The sequence below is a fragment of the Oscillibacter sp. KLE 1745 genome, from assembly GCF_000469445.2.
In the GTDB taxonomy this organism is placed as follows: Bacteria; Bacillota; Clostridia; order Oscillospirales; family Oscillospiraceae; genus Oscillibacter; species Oscillibacter welbionis.
In genome coordinates this window covers 21092-33596 of record NZ_KI271757.1, presented here as the reverse complement: position 1 = coordinate 33596, position 12505 = coordinate 21092, and the positions used below count along the sequence as shown (strand labels likewise).

Genomic DNA, 12505 nt, shown 5'->3' with positions numbered 1-12505 from the left:
TTGCTCTCTCCGCTGCCGGGGCCGCCGATCTTCTCCCGGACGGGCGCGTCCTCCAGCCGGTCATCCATATAGAACGGTGTGGTGAGGGTCTGAGATTCCAGCCGCTCGTCCTCTTCCTTCTCCTCCACATAGCGGGCGGGGCGCTCCGGAATGGCGATGCCCTCCCGGCTGCCCTTGCCGTTGCGCAGAACGCACACCTCACAGTTGTGATAGCACTTCAAAGGCTCCGGCGCACTGTCCAGGCTGACCTTCACGGTCTCCCGCAGCAGGTCCACGCTCTTCACATTGCCGGGGCCGTCCGGCGTCTGAACAAAGGATTCTGCCTTGGGCATCCGCTTGGCTGCGTCCTCATAGACGTTCTGCTCGTATTTCAGGCAGCACATCAGCCGCCCGCAGGTGCCGGAGATTTTGGTGGGATTCAGGCTAAGGTTCTGGGTCTTGGCCATTTTGATGGACACGGGCAGGAACCCGTCCAGAAACTGGGAGCAGCAGAAGGGTCTGCCGCAGATCCCCAGACCGCCGATCATCTTGGCCTCGTCCCGGACGCCGATCTGCCGCAGCTCGATCCGGGCCCGGAACACCCCGGCCAGATCCCGCACCAACTCCCGGAAGTCCACCCGGCCGTCGGCGGTAAAGTAGAAGACGATCTTGTTGCCGTCAAAGCTGGCGGACACGTTCACCAGCTTCATCTCCAGCCCGTGGGCGGCGATCTTCTTCTCACAGATGTCAAAGGCCTCGCTCTCCCGCTTCTTGTTCTGCTCCACGGTGCGGCGGTCGCTGTCCGTGGCCATCCGCAGCATAGGGCTCAGGGGCTTGACAATGGCGGAGTCCTCCACCTCGTGGTTCCCCTCCGTGCAGGTGGCGAATTCCGGGCCCTGGGCGGTCTCCACGATCACCTGGTCTCCCATCTTTACCTGGTTGCCGTTTGGATTGAAATAGTAATTTTTACAGCCGCCTCGAAAGCGGACGCTGATAACTTCTGTCAAAGGATGCCCTCCAATTCCACCGCGATGGCGCCCAGCACATGGCCGGTTCCCACGTTGTACGTGCACTCCCCGCGATACTTCTGTAACAGCTCTATTGTGCGCATGATTTGGGATTTTGTCAAGTTTTTCGCGAGAATTGGGGCGATTTCCCGGCAGCTTTCCTCCGGTTCCTGTCCATATTGCAGCAGCAGCGCCGCCGCGCACAGGGCCCGGCTCCGCTCCAGCAGGGCGGACAGGTCCTCCCGGGTGATGCGCTTTTTCTCCAGCCGCACCGCCAGCTCCGTCACCTTTCCCCGCTTCCGGGCGGCCAGGCAGCGGCACAGGGCCTCTGCCGCCTGGACCTCTTCACCGCCGCCTTCCGCAGCCGGGTGCAGCTTCAGCTCCACGCACCGGGAGCGCAGGGTCTGGAGCACCACAGCGGCATTTTCCGCACAGAAGAGAAAGGCCGCATAGGGCGGCCCCTCCTCCACCACCTTCAGCAACACGTTCTGGTCCTGTTCCGTCAGCAGGGCGCAGTCCGGAAACACATAGACCTTCCGCCGCCCCTCGTTGGGGCGGATGTAGGCGTCTGCCCGGATGGCGCGCACCACGTCCACGGCGATGTTCTTATGGTCTGGGTCCCGGACGGTGATCACGTCCGGATGGATGCCCGCCAGCACCTTCCGGCAGGCGGGGCAGACGCCGCAGGGGCGGCTCTCCTCCCCCGTGCACTCCAGGGCGGCGGCGGCAAAGCAGGCGGCGGACATCCGGTCGCCGCTGCCGGTGAGCAGCAGGGCGTGGGACAGGGTGCCGCGAGTGGCGGCCTCCCGGATGCGGATGGCGGCTGGCTCCTCCGGCCGCAGGCCGAACAGGGACATGGCGTACTCTCCTTTTCCCGCTGTGAGCACGGGCTGATCTGCAGATTTTCCGGCGGCGCCGGGTGTTTGGGGCGCCCGGCGGCCTTCCGGCGGGCACACTGGAGCCATTGTACCACATGGCCCCGAAAAAGGAAAGAACGTAAATATTTTCTTTGTTGCGCAACTGTTAATTGTGTGGATTGCACAAACATTTGTGAAAATACTCCAGCTATCCCCAAATTTCTTAGCATTTTTATGTATTGTTTTCCGAAAAAATTCCCAATATAATGTTATCGTTATCAAAATGGGCTAATCGTTTAACCGCAGATTGGAGTCCACCCGACTTTCGACTGCGGCAGGAAAGAGAGGTTTGGACTACATGAGCAAAAAATATGTCTATTTGTTCAGCGAGGGCAACGCCAACATGCGGGAGCTGCTTGGCGGCAAGGGTGCCAATCTGGCCGAAATGACCAACATTGGCCTGCCGGTGCCCCAGGGCTTCACCATCACCACCGAGGCCTGCACCCAGTACTATGAGGACGGCCAGAAGATCAACGACGGGATCCAGGCGGAGATCATGGAGTATATCACCAAGTTGGAGGGCATCACCGGCAAGAAGTTCGGCGATCTGGAGAACCCCCTGCTGGTCTCCGTGCGTTCCGGCGCCCGGGCCTCCATGCCCGGCATGATGGACACCATCCTGAATCTGGGTCTGAACGAGGACGTGGTGGACGTGCTGGCCAAGAAGTCCGGCAACCCCCGCTGGGCCTGGGACTGCTACCGCCGCTTCATCCAGATGTACTCCGACGTGGTGATGGAAGTGGGCAAGAAGTACTTTGAGCAGCTCATCGACCAGATGAAGGAGGCCCGCGGCGTCACCCAGGACGTGGAGCTGACTGCCGACGACCTGAAGGAGCTGGCCGGCCAGTTCAAGGCCGAGTACAAGTCCAAGATCGGCGCAGACTTCCCCACCGACCCCAAGGAGCAGCTGATGGGCGCCATCAAGGCCGTGTTCCGCTCCTGGGACAACCCCCGCGCCAACGTGTACCGCCGGGACAACGACATCCCCTACTCCTGGGGCACCGCCGTCAACGTCCAGTCCATGGCCTTCGGCAACATGGGCGACGACTGCGGCACCGGCGTGGCCTTCACCCGCAACCCCGCCACCGGCGAGAAGAAGCTGTTCGGTGAGTTCCTGACCAATGCCCAGGGCGAGGACGTGGTGGCCGGCATCCGGACTCCCATGCCCATCAGCGAAATGAGCGAAAAGTTCCCCGAGGCCTTCGCCCAGTTTGAGAAGGTCTGCAAGATTCTAGAGGATCACTATCACGATATGCAGGATATGGAGTTCACCGTGGAGAACGGCAAGCTCTACATGCTGCAGACCCGCAACGGCAAGCGCACCCCTGCCGCTGCGCTCAAGATCGCCTGCGACCTGGTGGACGAGGGGATGATCGACGAAAAGCAGGCCGTGGCCATGATCGATCCCCGCACCCTGGACACCCTGCTGCATCCCCAGTTTGACGGCGAGGTGCTGAAGAAGACCCCCGTGATCGGCAGCGCCCTGGCCGCCTCTCCCGGCGCCGCCTGCGGCAAGGTCGTCTTCTCCGCTGAGGACGCCAAGGCCTGGGCCGAGCGCGGCGAGAAGGTGGTCCTGGTCCGGCTGGAGACCTCTCCTGAGGATATCGAGGGCATGAAAGCTGCTCAGGGCATCCTGACTGTGCGGGGCGGCATGACCTCCCACGCGGCCGTGGTGGCCCGCGGCATGGGCAAGTGCTGCGTCTCCGGCTGCGGCGCCATCAAGATGGACGAGGAGAATAAGCAGTTTGAGCTCTCCGGCAAGACCTTCCACGAAGGCGACTGGCTGTCCATCGACGGTTCCACCGGCAAGATCTACGACGGCGCCATCCCCACGGTGGACGCCTCTATCGGCGGCGAGTTCGGCCGGGTCATGGGCTGGGCCGACCAGTACCGCCGCCTGAAGGTCCGCACCAATGCGGACACCCCCCACGACGCCGCCCAGGCCCGGAAGTTCGGCGCTGAGGGCATCGGCCTGTGCCGGACCGAGCACATGTTCTTTGACGCAGACCGCATTCCCGCCATCCGCCGAATGATCTGCTCCGACACCGTGGAGCAGCGTGAGGCCGCTCTGGCTGTTCTGGAGCCTATGCAGCAGTCCGACTTCGAGGGCATCTATGAGGCCATGGAGGGCCTGCCTGTCACCATCCGTTTCCTGGATCCCCCGCTGCACGAGTTCGTGCCCACTGAGGAGGCCGACATCGAGCTGCTGGCCAAGGACATGGGCAAGAGCGTTGCGGAGATCAAGGCCATCATCGCCGGCCTGCACGAGTTCAACCCCATGATGGGTCACCGGGGCTGCCGTCTGGCGGTCACCTATCCGGAGATCGCCGCCATGCAGACCCGCGCCGTTATCAAGGCTGCGCTGAACGTCCAGGCCAAGCATCCCGAGTGGACCATGGTGCCTGAGATCATGATCCCCCTGGTGGGCGAGGTCAAGGAGCTGGCATACGTGAAGAAGGTCGTGGTGGAGACCGCCGATGCCATCATCAAGGAGGCCGGCTCCAACATGAAGTACCTGGTGGGCACCATGATCGAGATCCCCCGGGCCGCGCTGACCGCCGATGAGATCGCCAAGCAGGCGGACTTCTTCTCCTTCGGCACCAACGACCTGACTCAGATGACCTTCGGCTTCAGCCGTGATGACGCGGGCAAGTTCCTGGACGCCTATTACGACAAGAAGATCTACGAGAACGATCCCTTCGCCAAGCTGGACCAGACCGGCGTGGGCAAGCTGGTGGATATGGCCTGCAAGATGGGCCGCGCCACCAACCCCGAGCTGCATCTGGGCGTGTGCGGCGAGCACGGCGGCGACCCCTCCAGTGTGGAGTTCTTCCACCGGACGGGCCTGGATTATGTGTCCTGCTCTCCCTTCCGGGTGCCCATCGCCCGGCTGGCTGCGGCACAGGCTGCCATCAAGGACGAGAAGTAATCTTCTCTCTCATAAAAAACCGGACCGCCCAAAGAGGGCGGTCCGGTTTCTTTGTATCGATGCATAAGTCACTTCGCTGTGGGCATGAAGGGCCGCAGAACCCCTGCCACCTGAGAGATCGGCATGGTCTGGAGATAGACATGGCCCGGTCCGGTGATAATGGTGTTGAAGATCCCCTCACCGCCGAACACCATGTTCTTGAGCCCCGGGACCGCCTGGATATCCATGGAGCAGGTGGCATCCATAGCCGCCAGATATCCGGTATCCACCACCAGGGACTCACCGGGGTCCAGATCGTACTCCACGATATGCCCGTCGAACTCGGTGAAGGTAATCCCCCGGCCGGAGAGCTTCTGCATGATGAAGCCCTCGCCGCCGAAGAAGCCGGAACCCAGCTTCTTCTGGAAAAAGACGGACAGCTGGACGCCCGCCTCGCTGGCCAGGAAGCCGCTCTTCTGCACCACCAGCTCCCGGCCCGGACCGATGTCAAAGGCCCGGATGCTGCCCGGGAAACTGGAGGCAAAGGCGATCAGTCCCTGGCCGCCCTGGGCGGTGTAGCGGTTCTGGAAAATGGAGTCGCCGGAGAGCATCCGCCCAAACGCCTTCCCCAGACCGCCGTTGGTGCTGGTCTCCATCTTCATGTTGGGGGTCATCCAGCTCATGCTCCCCCGCTCGGTGAGCATGGTCTCGCCGGCCTCCAGCTGGCAGATCACCACCGGCAGCGGTGCTCCCTCGATCTGATATTCCATGGTGTGCTCCTTTCTCTTCTCGGCCCGGGGCCGGTTTTCTCCATTCTACCGGGGCCGCTGCATCGTGTCAATCCAAACCGGGCGGCTTTCCTGGTCCTTACAGAAATTTTACAGCCCCGGCATCTAAACGGATGCCGGGGCTGTGCTGCGCTCAGTACTCCACTACGCCGGTGTAGACTAGCTTGGCATCGCCGGTGAGGGTGACGGCTTCGTCGGTGTAATGCACCACCAGGTCGCCGCCCTGGACCCGGACCGTGATGTCCCGTCCCTTTTCACAGAGGCCGTTGGCCACCGCCGCCACCACCGCGGCACAGGCGCCGGTGCCGCAGGCCAGCGTCTCACCGCTGCCCCGCTCCCAGACCCGCATCTTGATGGTGCTGGGATTTACCACCCGGATAAACTCCGTGTTGATCCGGTCCGGAAAATAAGGCGCATGTTCAAACTGCGGCCCGATCCGGGCCACATCCACGCCGTCCACCCGGGAACAGAACACCACGCAGTGGGGATTGCCCATGTCCACGCAGGTGATCTCCCAGGGCTGCCCGGCAATCTCCACCGGATAGTTCACCACCTGCCGCTTTGGGATATTCAGCCGGAGGGCCGTGGTGTCCAGGGTCGCGTAGCCCATGTCCACGCAGGCGGAGGTCACCCTGCCGTCGGTGGTGTAGACCCGGACGGTCTTGGTGCCCTTGTCCGTCTCCAGGGTCATTTCCTCCTTGCGGACGATACCGTTGTCATAGAGGTACTTCGCCATACACCGCAGGGCGTTGCCGGCCATGGAGCCCTCAGACCCGTCGGCGTTGAACATCCGCATCTTGGCATCCGCCTTCCGGGATCCCTCCATGAGGATGATGCCGTCGGCACCGATGCCGTAGTGCCGGTCGCAGAGGGTGACGCACAGGGACTCCGGGCAGGTGATCTCCCCGCTGAAATTCTCCAGGAAGATGTAGTCGTTGCCGCAGGTCTGCATTTTGGCGAAGGGCAGCTTCTGCCGCTCCGTCCGCAGATGGCAGATATCGACGAGCTCCGTGTTCTCCTGGTTGTAGCGGCTGGCCAGGATGTCCGTCAGGGCACCGGCCGTATCCAGCGAGGTCAGGCAGGGAATGCCCAGCTGGACGCACCGGTGGTTCAGGTGGATGAAGTCCCGGATATACTCCGGCTCCGTAGAGCCGGTGAGGATCACGTAGTCGATCCTGCCGGACTCCAGCAGCTGGAAGACCCGGTTGTCCCGGCCCAGCTTGCCCACCACCTCCACGTCCGTGCCCAGGCGGGAGATCTCCCGTGCGGTGCCGTCGGTGGCGTAGAGGCGGAAGCCCATTTCATCCAGCTTCCGGGCGATGTTGACAATCTCCGGCTGGTCCCGGCGGTTCACGGAGATCAATACCCCCGCGTGTCCGCTCTTCTCCACCTTGTACCCGGCGGAGACCAGGCCTTTGAACAGCGCCTCCTGCATATTGGCGCCCAGGCCCAGCACCTCGCCGGTAGATTTCATCTCCGGGGACAGGGCGGCGTTGGCGTCGGTAATCTTCTCGAAGGAGAACACCGGCACCTTCACCGCCACGTAGGGCGGACGTTTGTACAGGCCCGTGCCATAGCCCAAGGCCTTCAGGGGCTGGCCCACCATGACCCGGGTGGCCAGGTCCACCATGGGTACGCCGGTGACCTTGGAGATATAGGGTACCGTCCGGCTGGCCCGGGGGTTCACCTCAATGACGTACAGCTCTCCCTGATAGATCAGGTACTGGATGTTGATAAGCCCCCGGGTCTTGAGGGACAGGGCCAGCTTCTCGGAGCAGTCCACGATGGTCTGGAGCATCTTGTCCCCGATGGAAAAGGGCGGGTACACGGCGATGGAGTCGCCGGAGTGGACGCCGGTACGTTCGATGTGCTGCATGACGCCGGGGATCAGCACATCGGTGCCGTCAGAGATGACGTCCACCTCCAGCTCCTTGCCCATCAGGTACTGGTCCACCAGCACCGGGTTCTCAATCTTGCCGGAGAGGATGATCTCCATGTAGCGGCGGACTTCCTCATCGTTGTGGGCGATGACCATGTTTTGGCCGCCGATGACGTAGCTGGGCCGCAGCAGAACAGGATACCCCAATTCATTCGCTGCCTCCAGCGCCTCATTCATACCCAGCACGCCCCGGCCGGCGGCCCGCTTGATGGAAAACCGCTCCAGCAGCGCGTCGAACCGCTCCCGATCCTCCGCCATGTCGATGGACTCGGCGCTGGTGCCCAGGATGGGGATGCCGCGGCTGTCCAGGAATTTCGTCAGCTTGATGGCCGTCTGGCCGCCGAAGGCCACCACCACGCCCACTGGCTTCTCCACGGCGATGATGTGCATGACATCCTCCGGGTACAGCGGCTCAAAATACAGGCGGTCGGCAGTGTCGTAGTCCGTGGAGACAGTCTCCGGGTTGTTATTGACAATCACCACGTCGTAGCCCAGCTCCTTCAGCGTCCAGACACAGTGGACAGAGGAGTAATCAAACTCGATGCCCTGGCCGATGCGGATGGGGCCGGAGCCCAGCACCATGATGACCGGCTTGCCGCTGCGGGGGAAGGCCCGGGACTCGCAGAACCGGTCATAGGTGGAGTAGAAATAGGGCGTCTCCGCGTCAAACTCCGCGCCGCAGGTGTCCACCATCTTGTACACCGCATCCCGGTGCTCCGGCAGTTCTCCGCCGCCGGAAAGCCTGCGGAGAGCCTCATCGGGATAGCCCAGCCGCTTGCCCTCCCGGTACTGCGCCTCCGACAGGCCGTCTGCAATGGAAGCCTCGAACGCCGCCAGCTTCCGCAGCTTGCAGAGGAACCAGGGGTCGATTCTGGTGATGTCGTGGATCTCCTCTACGGTGACGCCGGATTTCAGCGCCTCGAACACCGTGAAGAGCCTGTGATCGTCCACTCGGCGGAGCCGCTCCCGGATAGGGGCGTCGTCCCCGTGGTCCGGTTTCCGGTTCAGAGTGTCCATGCCGATCTCCGCGCCCCGGACAGCCTTGAGCAAGGCCATCTCGAAGCTGGGGGCGATGGCCATCACCTCGCCTGTGGCCTTCATCTGCGTGCCCAGGGCCCGGCTGGCATCGGCGAACTTGTCGAAGGGCCACTTGGGCATCTTCACCACGATATAGTCCAGTGTGGGCTCGAAGCAGGCACAGGTCTTGCCCGTGATGTCGTTTCTAATCTCGTCCAGGGTGTAGCCCAGAGCGATCTTGGTGGTGATCTTGGCGATGGGGTAGCCGGTGGCCTTGGAGGCCAGGGCCGAGGACCGGCTGACCCGGGGATTCACTTCGATGACCGCGTACTCAAAGCTCTCCGGATTCAATGCCAGCTGCACGTTGCAGCCGCCCACGATCCCCAGGTGGGCGATGATGTCCAGAGACGCCTTGCGGAGCATCTGGAACTCCTTGTCCGCCAGGGTCTGGGTGGGGGCCACCACGATGGAGTCGCCGGTATGGACACCCACCGGGTCCAGGTTCTCCATGGAGCAGACGGCGATCACGTTGCCCACGCTGTCCCGCATGGTCTCGAACTCGATCTCCTTCCAGCCGAAGATGGCCTTCTCCACCAAAATCTGCGTGATGGGCGAGGCGTCCAGGCCGGTGCCCGCGATGATCTTCAGCTCGTCGGGGTCCTTGGCCGCGCCGCCGCCCGCGCCGCCCAGAGTAAAGGCGGGCCGCACGATGACGGGGTAGCCGATCTTCTCCGCCACCGCCAGGGCCTGGTCCACGGTCTCCGCGATGTCGGAGGCAATCACCGGCTGGCCGATCTCCGCCATGGCCTCCTTGAAGAGCTCCCGGTCCTCCGCCCGGGAGATGGCCGCTGCGTCGGTCCCCAGAAGGCGGACGCCCTGGGCCTGGAGAAAGCCCTCCTTGTCCAGCTGCATGGCCAGGGTCAGGCCGGTCTGGCCGCCCAGGCCCGCCAGGATGGAATCGGGGCGTTCCTTCTTGATGATGCGCTTGACGGTCTCCACGGTCAGGGGCTCCAGGTAGATCTCATCCGCCATGGCCTGATCCGTCATAATGGTGGCGGGGTTGGAGTTGCAGAGGACCACGTTGATGCCGGCATCCTTCAGCACCCGGCAGGCCTGGGCGCCGGCGTAGTCGAACTCCGCCGCCTGGCCGATGACGATGGGGCCGGAGCCGATGACCAGCACTTTCTGAATGCTCTTATCCAGCGGCATTACCGGTCACCCCCTTTCATCAGAGCTACAAATTGGTCGAACAGGAACGATGTGTCCTTGGGCCCGGTGCAGGCCTCTGGATGGAACTGGACTGTGAATGCCCGCAGGTCCGGATAGTCGATGCCCTCGCAGGTGCCGTCGTTGGCGTTGATGAAGCGGACCTTCCCCACCGGCAGGCTGGTACCGTCCACGGCGTAGCCATGATTCTGGCTGGTGATGTAGGTGCGGACGCCGTCCAGGTCCCGGACGGGCTGATTGACCCCCCGGTGGCCGTATTTCAGCTTGTAGGTGCCGCCCCCCACCGCCAGAGCCGTCAGCTGGTGGCCCAGGCAGATACCGAACAGGGGCACCTTGCCCAGGAGCTTTTTGATCTGCTCAATCTGATAGACGTTCTCTGCCGGATCCCCGGGGCCGTTGGAGAGCATGACGCCGTCAGGCTTGGCCGCCAGCACCTCCTCTGCACTGGTCTGCGCAGGCAGGACAGTGACGGTGCAGCCGCGCTTTTGCAGCTCCCGGACGATGTTGCGCTTGGCGCCGTAGTCCAGCAGGCTGACCCGGAACCGCTCCTCTCCCTCCGCCGGGTGGGCGGATGCTGCTCTACAGGTCACCGCCTCCACCACGCCGGTGACGGCATAGGTCTTCACCGCCGTCAGATCCGCCGGAACCTCATCACAGATCGCGGCGTTCATGACGCCGTGCTCCCGGATGATCCGGGTCAGCTCCCGGGTGTCCACACCCCAGAGCCCCGGCACGCCCCGGTCCCGCAAAAAAGCGTCCAGGTCTCCCTGGCAGCGGAAATTGGACGGCTCCTCGCACCACTCCCGCACCACGTAGCCCCGGACGCAACACGCGCCTTCAAAATCCTCCGGAATGATCCCATAATTGCCGATCAGAGGATAGGTCTGCATCACGATCTGTCCAGCATAGCTGGGATCCGTCAGTGTCTCCAGATAGCCGCACATGCCGGTGGTGAACACCAGCTCGCCCACGGCGTCCGCCGGACCCCCGAACCGGAAGCCCTCAAACACCTGGCCATCCTGTAATACCAGATATCCCTTCTTCATGTCGTCCTCCCTCTCCGGCGCATCGACCGGAAAATCCCTATTAGATGTTATTATGCGTTTTTTTTCTGAAGCAGTCAATCCCCCCGTGCAGTGCGGCACGGTAGACTTTTCCAGGGATGAAGGTATTACTTTTTGTGCATTTTCGCAAAGGTCGATCTATTTCCCGCCGCACTGCCTCTCTTGCAAAGCAGTAACCAATGGGCTATGATGCAGGAAAAGCGGCTCATCTGCACAGGCGGAAGAACTGCTCCGGCAAAGGAGTGCGCCTATGATCTGTTTGCATGCATTCCGGATGCCCGCCCGGGAGGACGAAGAGGCATTCTTCTCCGATCCCCGGAACCAGCGGATCTGCTATACCGCCAAAGAGCCCTTTCATGTATTCCGCTGCTGCCATCTGCCGCAGCACCCACCTCCCCATTCCCCAAGAGGGCCGGATCATCACCAGCGACGATGTCTTCGGCCACCTGCCGGACATCCGCTGCATCAACGGCGGCATCGACGCCGCCCCGGCCCCGCCTCTGGACGGCGCTGGACAATGTGCGGGTCTGCCGGGCGTTCTTTCGGAAGCGGGAGGCAGACTTCCGCTCCACCCGAAAACGCGCCGCAGCCGGGCCGCAAGGTATTTTGGACTGCCGGACAAAGAAATTTCTTCTGGCGCCGTTGTCATGCGGTGGCCCGCCATTTATAATAAAGGCAGCAAAATCAGGGAGGAGGCGCATCCTGTGGCAAAGCATCTGGACAAGTTTACCCAGCCCTTCCGGGACAGCCCCATCCCCTTCGCCCTGGCGGAGATACTGACCAACGGCAGCGGGGAGATGGTGGATCTGGTGTGCCGCTTTTTGAATCCTGCCGCGGCGGCGCTTCTGGGGCTCTCCCCGGAGGAGGTGCAGGGCCGCCGCCTGTCCCAGCTCGGGCCAGAGCGGGCGCTGGAGCAGCTGGCGCCCATGCAGGCCGTAGCTTTTTCTGGCTCCTCCGCCTCCTTCCCCTATGTGACCGCCGGGGGCCAAACCCTCACCGTTACCTGCTATCAGGTGATGTACGGCACGGTGGCCTGCCTGCTGGATCCCCGGTCGGGGGCCGGAGCCCAGAGCGGCGCGTTGCCGGAGCTCCTGCCCGGCGCGGATCTGGAGCTGAACCGGGAGGGACTGCGGTGCCTTGCCTGCAGCCGGCAGCTGTGCCAGCTGACCCAGTGGTCCCGGCGGGCGCTGCTGGACCGGGGCGGCAGGGCCTTTTCCGCTCTGGTGGCTCCGGCGGACTGGCCGGCGCTGCTCCAGGAACTGCTGGACGCGGCGCGGGAGAAACGGGGCGTGGATCACGACTTCCGCCTGCTGCGGCGGGACGGTGGGGCAGTCTGGGTGAATCTCCGGGCGGAAATCCTGTCGACCCGCCAGGGGGCCACGGTCTTCCGCGGCGTCTTTCTGGATATCGACCGCCTCCGGCGGGAGGGGCAGGACCTGCAGGCGGCCCTTTCCCGGCGGGAGACGGCTCTGCGGGATGCGGAGACGCTGCTGGACCGGATGCCGGTAGGTCTCTGCCTGCTGCGCCGCCGACCTGACGGTGGCGTGGAGCTGCTGCGGGCCAATCAGGTTCTCTCCCGGCTGCTGGGCCTCTCGCCCGCAGCTCTGGCCCGCCGTCTGGCGGAAGACCCGGGCAGCGGCCTGCCGACGGGCGAGCGGG

7 protein-coding genes are annotated in these 12505 nt (G+C 63.4%); 2 read left to right on the top strand and 5 right to left on the bottom strand.

The annotated features are described in order from the left end of the window. Window positions 1-986: stage 0 sporulation family protein (locus HMPREF1546_RS14520; protein ID WP_051320047.1), on the bottom strand; the 986-nt coding region annotated here is incomplete at its 3' end. Further along, on the bottom strand, window positions 983-1843 hold the full coding sequence (locus HMPREF1546_RS14515) for a DNA polymerase III, delta' subunit family protein (RefSeq protein WP_021751207.1): 861 nt from the start codon (window positions 1841-1843) through the stop codon (window positions 983-985). The genes HMPREF1546_RS14520 and HMPREF1546_RS14515, both read right to left, overlap by 4 nt. A 358-nt stretch (window positions 1844-2201) precedes the next feature. On the opposite strand from HMPREF1546_RS14515, the gene ppdK reads away from it, so the two are divergent. Then, window positions 2202-4832, top strand: coding sequence for a pyruvate, phosphate dikinase (ppdK, locus tag HMPREF1546_RS14510; RefSeq protein ID WP_021751206.1), 2631 nt, complete (start codon window positions 2202-2204; stop codon window positions 4830-4832). Between the two features lie 68 nt (window positions 4833-4900). Here the strand turns inward: ppdK and HMPREF1546_RS14505 are convergent, their stop codons facing one another. The 3 genes from HMPREF1546_RS14505 to HMPREF1546_RS14495 all read right to left on the bottom strand — a co-directional run bounded on the left by HMPREF1546_RS14505 (window position 4901) and on the right by HMPREF1546_RS14495 (window position 10828). After that, window positions 4901-5581, bottom strand: a complete 681-nt coding sequence (locus tag HMPREF1546_RS14505) for a TIGR00266 family protein (protein WP_021751205.1) — start codon at window positions 5579-5581, stop codon at window positions 4901-4903. A 151-nt stretch (window positions 5582-5732) separates the two neighbouring features. After that, window positions 5733-9764 carry a carbamoyl-phosphate synthase large subunit gene (gene carB, locus HMPREF1546_RS14500; protein WP_021751203.1) on the bottom strand — a complete coding sequence of 1344 codons (4032 nt, stop codon included), beginning with the start codon at window positions 9762-9764 and terminating at the stop codon, window positions 5733-5735. After that, window positions 9764-10828: a carbamoyl phosphate synthase small subunit gene (locus tag HMPREF1546_RS14495; protein WP_021751202.1), complete on the bottom strand. Its 1065-nt coding sequence runs from the start codon at window positions 10826-10828 to the stop codon at window positions 9764-9766. Before HMPREF1546_RS14495 ends, carB begins: the two co-directional genes overlap by 1 nt. Window positions 10829-11202: 374 nt before the next feature. Between HMPREF1546_RS14495 and HMPREF1546_RS14490 the strand changes: the two genes are divergently transcribed. Continuing rightward, the coding region (locus tag HMPREF1546_RS14490) for a PAS domain S-box protein (RefSeq protein WP_021752064.1) at window positions 11203-12505 on the top strand (1303 nt) is incomplete at its 3' end.

Excerpts from the sequence above, each read along its gene's own strand:
- carB (WP_021751203.1), bottom strand. The coding sequence starts at position 9,764 with ATGCCGCTGGATAAGAGCATTCAGAAAGTGCTGGTCATCGGCTCCGGC.
- ppdK (WP_021751206.1), top strand. The coding sequence starts at position 2,202 with ATGAGCAAAAAATATGTCTATTTGTTCAGCGAGGGCAACGCCAACATG.
- HMPREF1546_RS14515 (WP_021751207.1), bottom strand. The coding sequence starts at position 1,843 with ATGTCCCTGTTCGGCCTGCGGCCGGAGGAGCCAGCCGCCATCCGCATC.
- HMPREF1546_RS14505 (WP_021751205.1), bottom strand. The coding sequence starts at position 5,581 with ATGGAATATCAGATCGAGGGAGCACCGCTGCCGGTGGTGATCTGCCAG.
- HMPREF1546_RS14495 (WP_021751202.1), bottom strand. The coding sequence starts at position 10,828 with ATGAAGAAGGGATATCTGGTATTACAGGATGGCCAGGTGTTTGAGGGC.